Origin of the sequence: Kitasatospora sp. NPDC056076 (assembly GCF_042266305.1) — a bacterium.
Taxonomy (GTDB): Bacteria; Actinomycetota; Actinomycetes; order Streptomycetales; family Streptomycetaceae; genus Kitasatospora.
On sequence record NZ_JBHJWG010000012.1, the window covers coordinates 1 to 17146 of the forward strand.

At 75.0% G+C, this 17146-nt stretch carries 14 protein-coding genes, 1 rRNA gene and 1 pseudogene; 12 read left to right on the plus strand and 4 right to left on the minus strand.

From position 1 onward, the window contains the following. From rrf to ACFC1T_RS12350, 3 genes and pseudogenes are all read left to right on the plus strand, one after another. Positions 1 to 92: ribosomal RNA gene (rrf, locus tag ACFC1T_RS12340) — 5S ribosomal RNA — on the plus strand; the annotation flags it as partial. A 356-nt stretch (positions 93 to 448) separates the two neighbouring features. Beyond that, positions 449 to 1270 (plus strand): annotated as a pseudogene (locus ACFC1T_RS12345) (tetratricopeptide repeat protein); the annotation flags it as partial. A gap of 339 nt (positions 1271 to 1609) precedes the next feature. Continuing rightward, positions 1610 to 2521 (plus strand): hypothetical protein, encoded by a 912-nt coding sequence (locus ACFC1T_RS12350; protein ID WP_375887341.1) that lies wholly within the window; start codon positions 1610 to 1612, stop codon positions 2519 to 2521. A gap of 120 nt (positions 2522 to 2641) precedes the next feature. Here the strand turns inward: ACFC1T_RS12350 and ACFC1T_RS12355 are convergent, their stop codons facing one another. Continuing rightward, entirely contained in the window at positions 2642 to 4012 is a 1371-nt protein-coding gene (locus ACFC1T_RS12355) for a DUF1015 family protein (protein ID WP_375887053.1), read from the minus strand. Between the two features lie 92 nt (positions 4013 to 4104). Between ACFC1T_RS12355 and ACFC1T_RS12360 the strand changes: the two genes are divergently transcribed. Further along, complete coding sequence (locus tag ACFC1T_RS12360; protein ID WP_375887056.1) at positions 4105 to 4668, plus strand: tetratricopeptide repeat protein; 564 nt, start codon at positions 4105 to 4107, stop codon at positions 4666 to 4668. Between the two features lie 72 nt (positions 4669 to 4740). Next, positions 4741 to 5778 carry an HAD-IIA family hydrolase gene (locus tag ACFC1T_RS12365; RefSeq protein ID WP_375887059.1) on the plus strand — a complete coding sequence of 346 codons (1038 nt, stop codon included), beginning with the start codon at positions 4741 to 4743 and terminating at the stop codon, positions 5776 to 5778. Between the two features lie 232 nt (positions 5779 to 6010). On the opposite strand, the gene ACFC1T_RS12370 is transcribed toward ACFC1T_RS12365, so the two are convergent. Beyond that, on the minus strand, positions 6011 to 6358 hold the full coding sequence (locus tag ACFC1T_RS12370; protein WP_375887062.1) for an SCP2 sterol-binding domain-containing protein: 348 nt from the start codon (positions 6356 to 6358) through the stop codon (positions 6011 to 6013). A gap of 166 nt (positions 6359 to 6524) precedes the next feature. Here ACFC1T_RS12370 and ACFC1T_RS12375 point away from each other — a divergent pair, with 166 nt between their 5' ends. The 4 genes from ACFC1T_RS12375 (at position 6525) to ACFC1T_RS12390 (ending at position 9472) form a co-directional block, all read left to right on the plus strand. Then, positions 6525 to 7349, plus strand: a complete 825-nt coding sequence (locus ACFC1T_RS12375; protein ID WP_375887064.1) for a hypothetical protein — start codon at positions 6525 to 6527, stop codon at positions 7347 to 7349. Further along, the gene (locus tag ACFC1T_RS12380; protein WP_375887066.1) at positions 7333 to 7629 is read left to right on the plus strand and encodes a hypothetical protein; all 297 of its coding nucleotides are present in this window, start codon (positions 7333 to 7335) and stop codon (positions 7627 to 7629) included. The genes ACFC1T_RS12375 and ACFC1T_RS12380 overlap by 17 nt, the downstream gene beginning before the upstream one ends. A 36-nt stretch (positions 7630 to 7665) precedes the next feature. Next, entirely contained in the window at positions 7666 to 8472 is an 807-nt protein-coding gene (locus ACFC1T_RS12385; RefSeq protein WP_375887343.1) for a TlyA family RNA methyltransferase, read from the plus strand. 91 nt (positions 8473 to 8563) lie between these two features. Further along, the gene (locus ACFC1T_RS12390; protein ID WP_375887069.1) at positions 8564 to 9472 is read left to right on the plus strand and encodes an NAD kinase; all 909 of its coding nucleotides are present in this window, start codon (positions 8564 to 8566) and stop codon (positions 9470 to 9472) included. A 25-nt stretch (positions 9473 to 9497) separates the two neighbouring features. Here ACFC1T_RS12390 and ACFC1T_RS12395 read toward each other — a convergent pair whose 3' ends face one another. Beyond that, the gene (locus ACFC1T_RS12395; RefSeq protein ID WP_375887072.1) at positions 9498 to 11000 is read right to left on the minus strand and encodes a PLP-dependent aminotransferase family protein; all 1503 of its coding nucleotides are present in this window, start codon (positions 10998 to 11000) and stop codon (positions 9498 to 9500) included. Positions 11001 to 11286: 286 nt separating this feature from the next. Between ACFC1T_RS12395 and ACFC1T_RS12400 the strand changes: the two genes are divergently transcribed. The 3 genes from ACFC1T_RS12400 (at position 11287) to ACFC1T_RS12410 (ending at position 15069) form a co-directional block, all read left to right on the plus strand. Then, positions 11287 to 11832 carry a YitT family protein gene (locus ACFC1T_RS12400; protein WP_375887345.1) on the plus strand — a complete coding sequence of 182 codons (546 nt, stop codon included), beginning with the start codon at positions 11287 to 11289 and terminating at the stop codon, positions 11830 to 11832. An 88-nt stretch (positions 11833 to 11920) separates the two neighbouring features. Beyond that, the gene (gene recN / locus ACFC1T_RS12405) at positions 11921 to 13654 is read left to right on the plus strand and encodes a DNA repair protein RecN (protein WP_375887347.1); all 1734 of its coding nucleotides are present in this window, start codon (positions 11921 to 11923) and stop codon (positions 13652 to 13654) included. Between the two features lie 248 nt (positions 13655 to 13902). After that, complete coding sequence (locus ACFC1T_RS12410; protein ID WP_375887075.1) at positions 13903 to 15069, plus strand: glycosyltransferase family 4 protein; 1167 nt, start codon at positions 13903 to 13905, stop codon at positions 15067 to 15069. Positions 15070 to 15088: 19 nt separating this feature from the next. On the opposite strand, the gene ACFC1T_RS12415 is transcribed toward ACFC1T_RS12410, so the two are convergent. Beyond that, positions 15089 to 17095, minus strand: a complete 2007-nt coding sequence (locus ACFC1T_RS12415) for a glycoside hydrolase family 15 protein (protein WP_375887078.1) — start codon at positions 17093 to 17095, stop codon at positions 15089 to 15091. Positions 17096 to 17146: the final 51 nt, after the last annotated feature.

Consider the following 17146-nt stretch of genomic DNA (forward strand, 5'->3'; position numbering starts at 1 on the left):
CGCCCGGTTACATTCCGAACCCGGAAGCTAAGCCTCACAGCGCCGATGGTACTGCAGGGGGGACCCTGTGGGAGAGTAGGACGCCGCCGAACAATTATTCAAGGCCGCGGCCCCAGCGATTCGCTGGGGCCGCGGCCTTTTTGTGTTTTGCGAACTTGCACGAGACCGGCAGGCCGGAACTTCCGCCCAGGAGCGGACGCTTCCGACATGCCGGACAATGGAGATGGTGTGCGGCCAGGAGGCCGGCGCCGATACCGCGTGACGGCACTGACGTTGCCCAGTCCGCGGTGGAGATGAAGCAGCAGAAGGAGTCACGAGGATGTCGAACCAGCCCGAGGGCCGTCCCGAGCGTCGATCGGACGACGGCCGAGGCTACGAGCCCCGGTCGCGTGGGGGCTGGTCCAACGACCGTGGCAGCTTCCGTCGTGACGACCGTGACGACCGTCCGCGTCGTGACGACCGTCCGTCGTTCCGCGACCGTGACGACCGCGGCGGCGACCGTGGCGGCTTCCGTCGCGACGACCGTCCGCAGGGCGGTGGCTTCAACCGCGACCGCGGTGACCGTCCGCAGGGTGGCGGTTTCAACCGTGACCGTGGCGACCGTCCGCAGGGTGGTGGCTTCAACCGTGACCGTGGCGACCGTCCGCAGGGTGGTGGCTTCAACCGTGACCGTGGCGACCGTCCGCAGGGTGGTGGCTTCAACCGTGACGACCGCGGCGGCGACCGCGGTGGCTTCCGTCGCGACGACCGCCCGCAGGGTGGCGGTTTCCGCCGGGACGACCGTCCGGGCGGTTTCCGTCGCGATGACCGTGACGACCGTCCGCGTCGTGACGACCGTCCGTCGTTCCGCGACCGTGACGACCGCGGCGGCGACCGTGGCGGCTTCCGCCGTGACGACCGTCCCCAGGGCGGTGGCTTCAACCGTGACGACCGCGGTGGCTTCCGCCGTGACGACCGCCCGGGCGGTTTCAACCGCGACCGTGGCGACCGTCCGCAGGGTGGCGGCTTCAACCGCGACCGCGGTGACCGTCCCCAGGGTGGCGGCTTCAACCGTGACGACCGCGGCGGCTTCCGTCGCGACGACCGTCCCCAGGGCGGTGGCTTCAACCGCGACCGCGACGACCGCGGCGGTTTCAACCGTGACCGTGGTGACCGTCCGCAGGGTGGCGGTTTCAACCGCGACCGTGGCGACCGTCCCCAGGGTGGCGGTTTCAACCGTGACGACCGCGGCGGCGACCGCGGCGGCTTCCGTCGCGACGACCGCCCCCAGGGCGGCGGCTTCCGCCGGGACGACCGCCCGAGCGGGTTCCGTCGCGACGACCGTGACGACCGTCCCCGTCGTGACGACCGTCCGTCCTACGGCGACCGTGGCGACCGCGGCGGCGACCGCGGCGGTTTCAACCGTGACCGTGGCGACCGTCCGCAGGGTGGTGGCTTCAACCGTGACCGCGGTGGCGACCGTGGCGGCTTCCGCCGGGACGACCGCCAGGGTGGCGGCGGCTTCCGTCGCGACGACCGTCCGTCCTACCGCGACCGTGACGACCGTGGCGGCGACCGCGGCCGTGGGGACTACGACGACCGTCGTGGCAACTTCGAGCCGGTCAAGCGCCTGCCGATCCCGGAGGACGTCACCGGCTTCGAGCTGGACGCGGACGTGCGCCAGGAGCTCAAGAGCCTGCCCAAGACCCTCGCGGACGACGTCGCGCGCAACCTGGTGATGGTGGCCCGGCTGCTCGACGGCGACGCGGAGGAGGCCTACCAGTACTCCCGCGTCGCGCTGCGGCTGGCGTCCCGCGTGCCCGCCGTCCGTGAGGCGGCCGGTTTCGCCTCGTACATGACGCAGCGTTACTCCGAGGCGCTGACCGAGTTCCGCGCCGCCCGTCGGATGACCGGTCGTGCCGACCTGTGGCCCGTGATGGCCGACTGCGAGCGCGGTCTGGGCCGTCCGGAGCGGGCGCTGGCGATGGCCGGCGAGCCCGAGGTGAAGCAGCTGGACAAGGCCGGCCAGGTGGAGATGCGCCTGGTCGCGGCCGGTGCCCGCAGCGACATGCAGCAGTTCGAGGCGGCCGTCGTCACCCTGCAGAGCCCGGAGCTGGCCTCCAGCGCCGTGCACTCGTGGACCGCGCGCCTGCGGTACGCCTACGCCGAGGCGCTGATCGCGGCCGGCCGTGGCGACGAGGCCCGTGACTGGTTCGCCAAGGCCGCCGAGGCCGACACCGAGGGTTCGACCAACGCCTCGGAGCGCCTGGCCGAGATCGACGGCGTGGAGTTCACCGACGCGCTCGACCCGGAGCTGGCCGACGAGGACGTCGACCGCGCCGAGGCCCCGGCGAAGAAGCGCGGCGGCGACGTCTCCGACGACCGTGTGATCTTCGAGGACGAAGAGGACGTCGAGGAGTTCTACGACGAGGACGACCTCGAGATCGACGAGGACTTCGACGGCATGGTCCCCGAGCGCGCCGCGGACGCCAAGGCCGACGAGGCCGAGAAGGCCGAGGCCAAGGGCGACGCCCAGGCCTGAGCGCCCTGAAACACGCCGTGAGGCCCTGCCGATGCCCCTTCGGGGGAGATCGGCAGGGCCTCACGGCGTCCGGGGGTTCCTGCTGCCCGGCGGGCCGGCCGCTGGACCGGCCCCGGCGGCCTAGCCCAGCGGAAGGCTGCGCAGCACCAGCCCGGTGGCCGGCTTCGGCCCGAACGAGGTGGACTTGCGCGGCATGGTGACGCCCTGTTCGGCCAGCCTGCGTACCACGCTCTCCCGGACCGGGTGCAGCAGTACGGCGGTGCCTCCGGTGCGGGCGGCCTCGCGCTCGGCGGCCGCGGCGGTGTGCAGGTAGCCGATGTCGTCGGGGCCGTCGGGGACGTGCCAGGTGTGGTCGAGCAGGGTGGCGTGCAGCACGGTGGCGTCCAGGCGGCGCCACTCCTCGGGCCGGTCGTGCGGCACGGTGGCCCCCAGCAGGGCCTCCTCCGGCTCGCCGAGCAGCCAGAACACGCCGTCGCCGCCGGTGAGGACGAAGCCGTTGCCGCCGTGCCGCTTCTGCTCGGCGAGGGCCTGGAGGGCGGCGGTCAGCGGACCGGGGACCTCCTTGACCTTCCACTGGTCGCCGAGCTTCTCCAGGGCCTCGGCCACCGGCAGCCGGTACAGCACCCGGTGGATGGCCCGGACCCGCAGCGGGTAGCGGGCGGTGTCCACCAGCAGCACCATGCCGCGGTCCCACGGGCTGCGGGGCAGGTGGCGGTGTTCGCGCTGGAGCCGCAGGTACATCTCCCAGCGGTGGTGGCCGTCGGCGATCAGGGCCCGGCAGGTGGCCAGGTCGCGGCTGATCTCGCCGAGGTCGGCGGGGTCCGTGACCGCCCACAGGCGGTGGTGGGTGCCGTCGGTGGTGGCGGTGGAGAGCAGCGGCTCGCCCTCGACGGTCCGCTCGATGACGCCGGAGGCGCCGCCGTTGCCGCGGTAGGTGAGCAGCAGCGGTTCGAGGTTGGCCCGGGTGGTGCGCATCAGGCCGACCCGGTCGGCGACCGGCCGGGGCATCACGTCCTCGTGGGGGAGGACGACGCCGGCCTCGGGGCCGCTCACCGCGAGGGCGCCGATCAGGCCGCGCTGGAGCAGCTCGGGCGTGTCACCGTTGCCGGGGACCCGCTGCTCGTAGACGTAGATGGCCGGCTCCCGGTCGGCGGCGAGGACGCCCTCGCGCTGCCAGGCGGCCAGCAGCCGGGCGGCGTGCCGGTACTTGGTGTCGCGGTCGGGGCGGTCGCCGACGTCCTCGGGCTCCGGGCGGGGCAGGATCAGCCGGACCACGTTGTGCGGGTCGGCGGTCTCCAGGTCGAGCCGGCGCCCCGGGTCGACGACGTCGTACGGCGGGGACATCACCGAGGCCAGCGCGCCGACCCGGTCGGGGACGTAGCGCAGGCCACGGAAGGGGGACAGGGACAGGCCTGCGGTGGCGACGTGCCCGGGATCGCCGGGGCCGCCCACGGGAGTCTCGACTCCGTCTTCTGCACTGGGTGTGCTCATTCTGGGCATCGTAACCGGGTACGCGTTGTTGAGAGATCGGAATCCCCGTGCCGAACGGTCGGACGGGTGTACGACCGAGGGCGAGGTACGGCATGGAGGACGGGCAGGAACGGTTGGACGGCGGTGCGTCGGGGGAGCGCGTGCCGACGGGCGGCGTGCCCGCCCAGGGGCGGACCGGGGAGCCGGTCGGGGACGTCTACGACTGGTTCCGCCGGGGCGCGAAGCTGCTGGCCCAGGGGCACCCGGCGGCGGCCGAGCAGTTGCTGGCCCGGGCGGCGGAGGCCGAGCCGCACTCGCGCAGCATCCGGGAGGCGCTGGCCCGGGCGCAGTTCGACGCCGGTTCGTACGCGGCGGCGCTGGAGAACTTCCGGGCGGTGGCGCAGGCCGATCCCTCGGACGACTACGCTCAGTTCGGGTGGGGGGTCGCGGCGGCCCGGCTGGGCGACTTCGAGACCTCCGCCGAGCACCTGGCGCTGGCGGTGGCCATGCGGCCGGGGACCGACCACTACCAGGCGGCGCTGCGGCAGACCAGGGCGACCCTGGCGGCCCGCGCCGGGGCCTACGGCCCACTGCTGCCGGGGGCGCCCGGCTACCGTGGGCCGGGGGTGCCCGGGCAGGTCGGGGGAGGGCCCGGCGGCGTCGACGAGGACGCCTGACCGGGTGGGCAGTGACGAGCAGACGAACCGCGGTGAACGCGGACGAACCGCAGTGAATGAGGTAGGGCAGGCATGACCGAGACGGCCACCCCCGCGCGACGGACCACCCCCGGCGGCAGCGACCGCCCGCTGACCGAGGCGTACGACACGGCACTGCTGGACCTGGACGGCGTGGTCTACGCCGGCCCGCACGCGATCGAGCACGCGGTGGACTCGCTGGCGACGGCCCGGACGGCCGGGATGCGGCTCGCGTACGTGACCAACAACGCCTCCCGCCCGCCGCGGGTGGTCGCCGAGCACCTGACCGAGCTGGGTGTGCCGGCCGAGCCCGCGGACGTGATCAACTCGGCCCAGGCGGCCGCCCGGGTGGTCGCCGAGAAGGTGCCGGCCGGGGCGAAGGTGCTGGTCGTGGGCGGGCTGGGCCTGGAGGAGGCGCTGGCCGAGCGCGGGCTGGTCGCGGTCCGCTCGCTGGCCGAGGAGCCGCTCGCGGTGGTGCAGGGCTTCGACCCGTCGGTCGGCTGGGCGCAGCTGGCGGAGGCCGCGTACGCGGTGCGCGGCGGGCTGCCGTGGGTCGCCTCCAACACCGACATGACGGTGCCGACGGCCCGCGGCATCGCGCCCGGCAACGGGACGCTGGTGGCCGCGGTGCGGGCGGCGGCGGGGGTGGACCCGGAGGTGGCGGGCAAGCCGCTGCCGCCGATGCACCGGGAGACGGTGCTGCGGACGGGTGCGCGGCGGCCGCTGGTGGTCGGGGACCGGCTGGACACCGACATCGAGGGCGCCTTCAACGGCGGGGTGGACAGCCTGCTGGTGTTCACCGGGGTGACCACCCCGGTGCAGCTGCTGGCGGCCCCGGTCGAGCACCGGCCGACGTACCTGGCGGCCGACCTGCGCGGCCTGCTGGTCGCGCAGCCGGCGGTGACGGCGGCGGGCGGCGGCTTCGGCTGCGGCGGCTGGACGGCGGTGGCGGAGGGCGGTGTGCTGCGGCTGACCGGTGCCGGGGACCGCTGGGACGGCCTGCGGGCGCTCTGCGCGGCGGCGTGGACGGCGCTGGACGCGGACGGCGGGCCGGTGGACGGGCGGAAGGCGCTGGCCGAGCTCGGGTTCTGAGGTCGCTCGGGACGGTCGTCCGGAACGTTTGTCCGGGACGTTTGTCCGGGACGTTTGTCCGGGACGGTCGTTCGAGACGGCCGTCCCGGACGTTCGTCTGAGTCGTACGTCCGATTCAGACGTCCAGGGCGGGGCCGGGCATCCAGGGCAGGGCCTTCGCGGCGGGCGTCTGACACGGACGTACGAACTGTTCCTCGGTACGGACGTCCGTGTCAGACGCCCGGCCCGGCTCTCAGAGCAGGGTGCGCAGCCGCAGCAGGTCCCGGAGGCCGGCCTCCAGCTTGATCCGGCCGCTCGCCCACGCGGAGGCGAAGTTGAGCTCTCCGCCGACCAGGGCGAGCAGGTCGTCGCCGGCCATGGTGAGCCGGATCGCGGCCTTCTCGGTGGGCGGGCCGGGCGCGGCGGACACGTCCTGGATCCGGCCGTCGCGCAGCTGCCCGGTGAAGGTCAGGTCGAGGTCGGTGATCCGGCAGCTCAGCGAGCGGTCGAGGGCGGCGGCCTTCCGGACGTCGCCGGTGGCCTTGGCCATGTTCCGGCTGAGCTGCTCCAGCGCCTCCCGGCACTCCTCGGCGTTCGCCACGGCGCTCGCTCCATCCCCAGGTCACTACGGTGCGGACTGCCGGGCCACGGTACCTCAGGAGGGTTTTGGCGGTAGCGTCGTCGGTGGGGTGCCCGGAATCGCCCGGGTGCCGAGGGCGACGGAGCGCGGCGCGCTGTGCGCGCGCAGGCGCGGAGGAGGCACCCGGATGCTGCCGAGGACGGTGCGGGGAGCGGTGGCGGCCGCCGCCGTGGTGGTGGAGGAGGTCGGCAAGCGGGTCGTCGACACGGCGGCCGCGGTCCTGGAGAAGACCGGCGTCGACGTGGCCGAGGTCGAGCGCAGGCTGGGCGGCCAGTTCCCGCCGTCGGCGAAGACGCTGCAGACCCTGGCGGAGGAGGCCGTCACCGCCGGGCGGGCCGGGGTGGACCTGGCGGTCGGGGTGGCGCGCAACGAGGTGGAGAAGGCCTTCGAGAAGGTCGGGGACCAGGTGACCAAGGTCGGCGTGGTGCTGGCGTACCTGGAGAGCAAGCTGCGCGAGGTCGAGGAGGAGCCCGTCGCGGCCAAGGCCGGGCCGGGCCCGGCCTCGACCGGGTACCCGGCGGAGGAGCCGGTGCCGGCGCCCCGGGCGGATGACCTGTTCGGACGCGGCTGGGAGTTCGAGGACGAGCGTGTGGCGGCGGAGCCGATAGTGGCCGAGCGGGTCGAGGTGGACGAGCCGGTCGAGGTCGATCCGCCGGTGGCGCCGCCGGAGAAGGCCGCGGGGGAGAAGAAGGCCGCCGCCGCGAAGACCACTGCCGCGAAGACCACTGCCGCCGCGAAGGTCGGCGCGGCGAAGAAGGCGACCACGGCGAAGAAGGCCGGCACGGCGAAGAAGACGGCCGTCGCCAAGAAGGCCACGGTGAAGAAGACGGCCACCGCGAAGCGGACCGAGGCGGACGGCCGGGCCGGGACGGCGGCCAAGCGCACGGCGACCAGGAAGACCACCGTCCGCAAGGCCAGCAGCACGAAGAAGCCCGATGACCGGGACGAGTGAGCCGGGCGCACCGGCCGAGCCCGCCCAGCTCGTCGAGCCCACGCGGCCCACCGAGTCCACCGAGCCCACTGAGCCCACCGAGTCCGCCGACCCCGCCGGGTCCGCCGTGGCGGAGGGGCCGCTCGGCGTCGAACTGCTGCCCACCGGGCACCCCGGAGTGGATGCCGGGCTGGCCCGGTTGGAGGCTTTGGACGGGGTCCCGGCCGAGGCGCACGTCGCGGTGTACGAAGATGTTCACCAGCGGCTCGCCGACGCGTTGGCCGCGCTCGACCAGGAATGATCCGCAGGACCCGTAGGAGCTGAAACACCAGTGGCAGTGGCACGACGCCGACTCGACGCGGAGCTGGTCCGCCGCAAGCTGGCCCGGTCGCGTGAGCACGCGTCCGAGCTGATCGCGGCCGGCCGGGTGACCGTGGGTGGCACCACCGCGACCAAGCCGGCCACCCAGGTGGAGACCTCGGCGGCGGTCGTGGTGGCCAAGGACGACAACGACCCCGACTACGTCTCGCGCGGCGGGCACAAGCTGGCCGGGGCGTTCGCGGCCTTCGTGCCGCAGGGCCTGGTGGTCGAGGGCCGCCGGGCGCTGGACGCGGGCGCCTCCACCGGGGGGTTCACCGACGTGCTGCTGCGGTCCGGGGCGGCCCACGTGCTGGCGGTGGACGTCGGCTACGGGCAGCTGGCCTGGTCGCTGCAGAGCGACGAGCGGGTGACGGTGATGGACCGCACCAACGTCCGTGAGCTGACCCTGGAGACGATCGGCGGCACCCCCGTCGACCTGGTCGTCGGTGACCTCTCCTTCATCTCGCTGGGCCTGGTGCTGCCCGCGCTGGCCGCCTGCGCGGCCGCGGACGCGGACCTGGTGCTGATGGTCAAGCCGCAGTTCGAGATCGGCAAGGAGCGGCTCGGCAGCGGCGGGGTGGTGCGCAGCCCGCAGCTGCGCGCCGAGATGGTCCGGCAGGTCGCCGGGCAGGCGTGGGAGCTGGGCCTGGGCGTGCGCGCGGTCACCGCGAGCCCCCTGCCGGGGCCGTCCGGGAACGTCGAGTACTTCCTCTGGATGCGCCGGGACGCCCCGCAGCTGGACCCCGCGGACGCGGACCGGGCCGTGGCGGAGGGGCCCCGATAGGGTGCTCTGCGAGCGTCCGGCCCGTCATGCTGGATGGCGCGGCCGCACCGGGCCGAGGGCGACCCGGCAGGCGTAGGGAGAGGGCAGCGGCATGAGCGATGGAGAACGCACGGTCTTCCTGATCGCGCACACCGGCCGGGAGGCGGCGCTGCGCAGCGTCGAGGCCCTGGTGCACGGGCTGCTGAAATCGGGGCTGCGGATCAGGCTGCTGGAGACGGAGGCGGTGGACCTCGACCTGCCGGACGGGGTCGAGAAGGTGGCCGAGGGGCCGGGCGCGGCGGACGGCTGCGAGCTGATCCTGGTCGCCGGCGGGGACGGCACGCTGTTGCGCGGCGCGGAGTTGGCGCGCTCGCACGGGCTGCCGATGCTGGGCATCAACCTCGGCCGGGTCGGTTTCCTGGCCGAGGCGGAGCGGGACGACCTGGCCGTGGTGGTCGAGCGGGTGGTGGACGCCGACTACGAGGTCGAGGAGCGGATGACGATCGACGTCATCGTCCGCACCAACGGCGACGTGGTGCACGAGGACTGGGCGCTGAACGAGGCGTCGATCGAGAAGGCGTCCCGGGAGCGGATGCTGGAGGTGGTGACCGAGGTGGACGGCCGTCCGGTCTCCAACTTCGGCTGCGACGGGGTGGTCTGTGCGACGCCGACCGGTTCGACGGCGTACGCCTTCTCGGGCGGCGGGCCGGTGGTGTGGCCGGAGGTGGAGGCGCTGTTGATGGTGCCGATCTCCGCGCACGCGCTGTTCGCCCGGCCGCTGGTGACCTCCCCGGACTCGGTGCTGGCGGTCGAGGTGCAGCCCAAGACCCCGCACGGGGTGCTCTGGTGCGACGGGCGCCGCTCGGTCGAACTGCCCGCCGGGGCGCGGGTGGAGGTGCGCCGGGGGAAGACGCCGGTGCGGCTGGCCAGGCTGCACCGGGCGCCGTTCACCGACCGGCTGGTCGCCAAGTTCGCGCTCCCGGTGACGGGTTGGCGCGGCCGCTCGAACACCCCCTGCTGACGGTCCGCCGGATCGTCCGGGCGGCTCAGACCGCCAGTGCCTGGCCCTCGTCGGCCGCGCCGAGCCGGCCGCCCGCGGTGGCGCGGGCGGCCACCGCGGCCAGCCTCCGCACGGCGGCGGGGACGGCGGCGGCGGGCACGGTGAGCGGGATCCGGATGTGGTGTTCGAAGGCGCCGTCCGAGCCGAACCGGTTGCCGGCCGCGATCCGGACCCCGGCCCGTTCCCCGGCCTGGGCCAGCGCCGCGCCGGACAGGCCGTCGGTGGTGACCCAGAGCGCGAGGCCGCCGGGCGGCAGCGGGAAGCTCCACTCCGGCAGCTGCTCGGGCAGTGCGGCGGCGAAGGCGTGCGCGGTGGCCCGCAGCCGGTCCAGCTGGTGGGCGCGGACGGCCGGGAGCGGTTCGCCCAGCAGCTCGGCGGCGATCAGCTGGTCGAGCACCGGGGTGCCGACGTCGCTGTAGACCCGCTCGGTGGCCAGCCGCCGGACCAGCGCGGGCGCGGCCCGGACCCAGCCGATCCGCAGGCCGCCCCAGAGCAGCTTGCCGGCCGAGCCGACGGTGACCACCTGGGCGGCCCGGTCCAGTGCCGCCACCGGGCGCGGCAGCGGCGTGGACTCCGGTACGCCCCAGCCCAGTTCGGCGGTGGTCTCGTCCACCAGCACGATGCTCCCGGCGGCCCGGGCGGCGGCCAGCAGCCGGCGCCGCTGGTCCTCGTCGATCAGTGCGCCGGTCGGGTTGTGGAAGTCCGGGATGACGTAGGAGACCTTGGGGGCGGCCCCGCGCAGCACCCGCTGCCACTCCTCCAGGTCCCAGCGCCTCGGGGCCGCGGAGGCGTCGTACGGGACCGGCACCAGGCGGGCGCCGGTGAGGCGCAGCGCCTGGAGGGTGTGGGCGTAGCTGGGGGCCTCGACGGCGACCCGGTCGCCGCGGCCGACCAGGACCCGCTGGACCAGGTGCAGTCCGCCCATCGCGCCGGTGGTGACGAGGATCTGGTCGGGGGTGGTGGGCAGGCCGCGCTCGGTGTAGCGGCGGGCGACGGCCTCGCGCAGCACCGGGACGCCGGTGGGGTAGTGGCCGTGCCCGGCGGCGTACTGCGGCAGCAGTTCGACGGCCCGGGCGGCGGCCCGGCCCAGCCAGGGCTGGGGGGCGGGCAGGGCGGCGACGCCGAGGTCGAGGATCCGGCCCTGTTCGTCCGGCGGGACGGGGTGCAGGGCGTCGCTGGGTGGCGGGGCGCCCTCGGGCAGGGCGGTCCAGCTGCCGGCGCCGCGCCGGCTGAGCAGGTAGCCGTCGCCGCGCAGGGCCTCGTAGGCGGTGGCGACGGTGGTGCGGCTGAGTTCCAGGGCGGAGGCGAGTTCGCGTTCGGCGGGCAGTCGGGCGCCGACCGGCAGCCGGCCCTCGGTGACCAGCAGCCGGATCTGCCCGGCCAGGGTGCGGTAGGCGGGGCGGCGGGCGGTGGCCGGTTCGGGCAGTCGCGCGGTGGCGAGCAGCCGGGCCAGCGCGGGCGGGGTGACGGTGGTGTGCCAGTCGGCCATCGCTGATCAGTCCACTTGCTCGGAATTGGCCCTGTCGGGGGCCGTATTGGCTCTCTCATCATGGCAGTGCGGCCGTCGAGTCCGCCACCGTCGGGCGCGACCCGGGGGTGCAGCACCACCCGCAGGAGCACCAGTGGCCACCACGACCGCACCCACGACCGCACCCACGCCGCCGCCTGCCGTCGGGCCCCGCCCCGGCCTCGCCGTCCGGGTCCTCGGCGACACCCACGCGCTGGGCCGCCGGCTCCCGCAGCTCGCCGTCGGCCTGGCCCTGTACGGGGCGAGCATGGCGCTGATGCTCCGCTCCGGCTTCGGCCTCGACCCCTGGGACGTCTTCCACCAGGGCCTGCAACGGGTGTTCGGGCTCACCGTGGGAGCCTGGGTGACCGTCTGCGGCGCCCTGGTGCTGCTGCTGTGGATCCCGCTGCGCCAGCGTCCGGGGGTGGGCACCGTCGCCAACGTGCTGGTGATCGGCGCGGCGATGGACCTCACCCTGCGGGTGGTCGACGGCCCGCAGGGGCTGCCCGCCCGGGCCGCGCTGACGGCCGCCGCGGTGCTGCTCAACGGCGTCGCCTCCGGCCTCTACATCGGCGCCCGGCTCGGCCCGGGCCCGCGGGACGGCCTGATGACCGGACTGCACCGGCGCACCGGGCGCTCGCTGCGGCTGATCCGCACCGGCATCGAGGTCACCGTGCTGGCCGTCGGACTGCTGCTCGGCGGTACCGCCGGGGTCGGCACGGTGGTGTACGCGCTGCTCATCGGCCCGCTGGTGCAGCTCTTCCTGCCGTGGTGCACGGTGCCCACCGCCGCTCAAACGCCCCGGAAGGAGTGAACCCGGCGGCACGGAGTTGCCGCGCGCCGTTGCCGCTCGTCGCGCTCCGGGTGCGGAACCTCGTAAGGTCGTCTCCGTGTTGGACGAGATGCGGATACGGGATCTTGGGGTCATCGACGATGCGGTGGTCGAGCTGGCTCCCGGCTTCACCGCCGTGACCGGTGAGACCGGCGCCGGCAAGACCATGGTGGTGACCAGCCTCGGCCTCCTGCTCGGCGGCCGCGCCGACCCCGGCCTGGTGCGCCACGGGGCCGGCCGCGCCGTGGTGGAGGGCCGGCTGGAACTGCCCGCGGACTCCCCGGCGGCGGCCCGCGCCGTCGAGGCCGGGGCCGAACTGGACGACGGAGCGCTGCTGATCAGCCGGACCGTGTCCGCCGAGGGCCGCTCCCGGGCGTACGTCGGCGGGCGGGCCGTCCCGGTCGGGCTGCTCACCGAACTCGGCGAGGACCTGATCGCCGTGCACGGCCAGACCGACCAGCAGCGGCTGCTGCGCCCGGCCCGCCAGCGCGGCGCGCTGGACCGCTACGCGGGCGGGACGGTCGCCGAGCCGCTGGCCCGCTACCGGGAGACCTACCGCGCCCTGCGCGAGGTCGCGGCCACCCTGGAGGAGCTGACCACCCGGGCCCGCGAGCGCGCCCAGGAGGCCGACCTGCTGCGCTTCGGCCTGGACGAGATCGCCGCCGCCGAGCCGGTGGCCGGGGAGGACGTCGAGCTGGCCGCCGAGGCCGAGCGGCTCGGCCACGCCGACGCGCTCTCCTCCGCCGCGACCCTCGCCCACGCCGCCCTGGCCGGCGACCCGGCCGACCCGGAGGCGCTGGACGCGGGCACCCTGCTCGCCCAGTCCCGGCGCGCCCTGGACGCCGTGCGCCACCACGACGAGCGGCTGGCCGCCCTGGCCGACCGGTTGAACGAGGTCGGCTACCTGCTGGCCGACGTCGCCGGGGACCTCGCGGGCTACGCCGACGACCTGGACGCCGACCCGGTGCGCCTCGCCGCGGTCGAGGACCGCCGGTCCGTGCTGGCCCAGCTGCTGCGCAAGTACGGCGGCGAGGACAACGACCTCGCCGAGGTGATCGCCTGGGCCGAGGCCGGCTCCGCCCGGCTCGCCGAACTCGACGGCGACGACGAGCGGATCGACCAGCTCGGCGCCCAGGAGACCGAGCTGCGGGCCGAGTTGGCCGAGCTGGCGGCCGAGGTGTCGGCCGCCCGGCAGGCCGCCGCCGGGCGCTTCGCCGAGGCCGTCTCCGCGGAGCTCGCCGAACTCGCCATGCCGCACGCCCGGGTGACCTTCTCGATCACCCGGGTCGACGATCTGGCCGGCATCGAACTGGACGGCCGCACCGTCGCGTACGGGCCGTACGGCGTGGACGAGGTCGAGGTGCTGCTCGCCCCGCACCCGGGTGCCCAGCCGCGCCCGATCGCCAAGGGCGCCTCGGGCGGTGAGCTCTCCCGGGTGATGCTCGCCGTCGAGGTGGTCTTCGCGGGCGCCGATCCGGTCCCCACCTACCTGTTCGACGAGGTGGACGCGGGCGTCGGCGGCAAGGCCGCGGTCGAGATCGGCCGCCGGCTGGCCAAACTGGCGGAATCCGCCCAGGTCGTGGTGGTCACCCACCTCCCGCAGGTGGCCGCGTTCGCGGACCGGCACCTGGTGGTGGAGAAGACCCACGACGGCACCGTGACCCGTTCCGGGGTCAAGGTGTTGAACGACGAGGAGCGGGTGCGGGAACTCTCCCGGATGCTGGCCGGCCTGGAGGACTCGGAGCTGGGCCGGGCCCACGCCGAGGAGCTGCTGGCCGCCGCCCGGGCCCCTCGCCACAGCTAGGCCCGGTCCGGCCCTGGCCAGCGGATCTCGGCGGATCGGCCCGCCGGGACCGGCCGGACGGGGTCGGCCGGAACCGGCGGTCCTCCCCGCCGGGACGGCGACGCGCCCCCCGTGGCGCCGACTGTCCAAGAGGGCCGCCGACCTGGCATGGTGGCGGCTGGACACTGGCTTTCCAGTCCCGAGCGCCGCCGGGCGGGCAATCCTCGCGAAGCGGCGCGCGAACCTGATCGAGTCGGATGCGAGACGACGTGGACCATTCCGCCGCCCGGGCCACCGCGGCCGCCCCGGAACCGGGGCAGCTGCACGTGGTACTCGTCCTGGCCGCCAGCACCGGCGGCATCGGTGCGCACGTGCGTTCCCTGGCCCAGGGCCTGGTCGCGCACGGGGTGACCGTCACGGTCTGCGCACCGGCCGGCACGGACGCGCTGTTCGGTTTCTCCCGCACCGGCGCGCGGTTCCACACCGTCGACATCACCCCCACCGCGGGGGCCCGCAGCGACGCCACCGCGATCGGCGAGCTGCGCCGGGCCTTCACCGGCGCCGACGTGGTGCACGCCCACGGGCTGCGGGCCGGCCTGCTGTCCGACCTCGCGCTGCGCACCGCCGGCCGCTTCCCGGGCCTGCGCCCGGAGACCCCGCTGGTGGTCACCTCGCACCACGCGCTGCTGGCCACCGGCATGGAGCGGCGGCTGCAGCGGTTGATGGAGCGCCGGGTGGCGCGCGCCGCCGACCTGGTCCTCGGCGCCTCCTCCGACCTGGTCGCCAGGGCCCGTGAACTGGGCGCCACCGACGCCCGGCTGGGCCCGGTGGCCGCCCCGCCGATGCCCGAGGGGCGGCTCGGCCGGGCCGAGGCGCGCGCCGCGCTGCTCGGCGACGGCCCGGACCGCCCGCTGGTGCTGGCGGTCGGCCGGCTCGTCCCGCAGAAGGCCTTCGGGACGCTGCTGGACGCCGCCCAGGAGCTGTCCGCGCTGGACCCGGAGCCGCTGCTGCTGCTCGCCGGGGACGGTCCGGAGGCGGGCCCGCTGCGCGAGCGGGTGGCCGCCGAGAAGCTGCCGGTGCGCCTGCTCGGCTACCGCACCGACGTCCCCGACCTGTTGGCCGCCGCCGACGTGGTGGTGGTCTCCAGCCGCTGGGAGGCCCGCTCGCTGGTGGTCCAGGAGGCGATGCGGGCCGGCGTGCCGGTGGTCGCCACCGCCGTCGGCGGCATCCCCGAACTGGTCGGCGACGCCGCCCTGCTGGTGCCGCCGGGGGACCCGGCGGCGCTCGGCCGGGCGGTGCGCGGGCTGCTCGCCGACCCGGCCCGCCGGGAACAGCTGGTGGCGGCCGGCCGGCAGCAGGCCGAGACCTGGCCGGACGAGGCCGCCACCGTCGCCCAGGTGCTCAGCACCTACGACGAGTTGGTGCAGCGGGGCTGAGCACCCCCGGCGGTGGGCCTCAGACGCCCGCCCGCTCCACCCGCTCCGCGGCCCGGTCGGCCTCGGCGCCGTCCGGCTGGGCCGACAGGTAGGCGGCGCCGCAGGCGGTCAGCCGCAGGGCGGTGTCGATCAGCGGGACGTGGCTGAACGCCTGCGGGAAGTTGCCGACCTGGCGCTTGAGCCGAGGGTCCCACTCCTCGGCGAGCAGCCCGAGGTCGTTGCGCAGCGACAGCAGCCGGTCGAACAGTTCGCGGGCCTCCTGCACCCGGCCGATCATGGCGAGGTCGTCGGCGAGCCAGAACGAGCAGGCCAGGAAGGCGCCCTCGTGGCCGGACAGGCCGTCCACGTTGTTGCCCGACTCGTCGTGGGTGGGGTAGCGCAGCACGAAGCCGTCCTCGGTGGACAGTTCGCGCTGGATCGCCTCGATGGTGCCGATCACCCGCTTGTCGTCCGGCGGCAGGAAGCCGACCTGGGGGATGAGCAGCAGCGAGGCGTCCAGCTCCTTGCCGCCGTAGTACTGGGTGAAGGTGTTGCGCTCGGGGTCGTAGCCCTTCTCGCAGACGTCCCGGTGGATGGTCTCGCGCAGCACGCGCCAGCGCTCCAGGTGGCCGTCGGAGGGGGCGTCCTCGGGGGTCTGCTCCAGCAGCTTGATGGTGCGGTCGACGGCGACCCAGGCCATCACCTTGGAGTGGACGAAGTGCCGGCGCGGGCCGCGGACCTCCCAGATGCCCTCGTCCGGGTTCTGCCAGTGGTCCTCCAGGTACTCGATCAGGCGCAGCTGGAGGTTGTGGGCGTGGTCGTTGCGGACCAGGCCGGTCATGTGGGCCAGGTGCAGGGCCTCCACCACCTCGCCGTAGACGTCGAGTTGGAGCTGTCCGGCGGCGCCGTTGCCGATCCGCACGGGCAGCGAGCCCTCGTAGCCGGGCAGCCAGTCCAGCGAGGACTCGGTGAGCTCGCGCTCGCCGGCGATGCCGTACATGATCTGCAGGTTCTCCGGGTCGCCGGCGACCGCGCGCAGCAGCCACTCGCGCCAGGCGCGGGCCTCCTCGCGGTAGCCGGTGCGCAGCAGCGAGGAGAGGGTGATCGCGGCGTCGCGCAGCCAGGTGTAGCGGTAGTCCCAGTTGCGCTCGCCGCCGATGTCCTCGGGCAGCGAAGTGGTGGGGGCGGCGACGATGCCGCCGGTGGGGGCGTAGGTGAGGCCCTTGAGGGTGATCAGCGAGCGGACCACGGCCTCGCGGTAGGGGCCCTGGTAGGTGCACTGGCCGGCCCAGTCGTGCCAGAACTCGGCGGTGGCGTCGAGCATCGCCTCGGCGTCCGGGACGGCCGGCGGCTCCAGGTGGGAGGCCTGCCAGGTGAGGGCGAAGGCGATCCGCTCGCCGGCCCGGACGGTGAAGTCGGCGTAGGTGGTGAGGTCGCGCCCGTAGGTCTCGGCCTCGCCGTCCAGCCAGACCGAGTCGGGCCCGGCCACGGCGACGGTGCGGTGGCCGCCGTCGGCCTGCTCGACCCGGTGCACCCAGGGGACGATCCGGCCGTAGGAGAAGCGCATCCGCAGCGCCGAGCGCATCCGCACGGTGCCGGCCACGCCCTCGACGATCCGGATCATCTGCGGCACGGAGTCCTTGCCGGCCAGCGGGCGGGGCGGCATGAAGTCGATCACCCGGACGGTGCCGCCCTGGGCGTCCCACTCCTGCTCCAGGATCAGCGAGTCGCCCCGGTAGCGGCGGCGGTCGGCGGGCACGGCGGGGGCGGCGGCGGTGGGCGGCGGGACGCGCGGGCCGGCGGTGTCGCCGAGGCGGGGCAGGGCGGCCTCGGCGGGGGCGGCGGCCGGGGCGGGGAGCTCGGTCGCCACCGCCTCGGCCGGTCCGATCCGCCAGAAGCCGTGTTCATCGGTGCCGAGCAGGCCGGCGAACACCGCCGGCGAGTCGAAGCGGGGGAGGCAGAGCCAGTCCACCGCCCCGTCCCTGCTGACCAGGGCAGCGGTCTGCATGTCCCCGATGAGTGCGTAGTCCTCGATACGGCCGGCCACGTGGATCTCCAGTTCGCAATGTGGTCAGGGCATCGGCGAACCAGGGAGCGA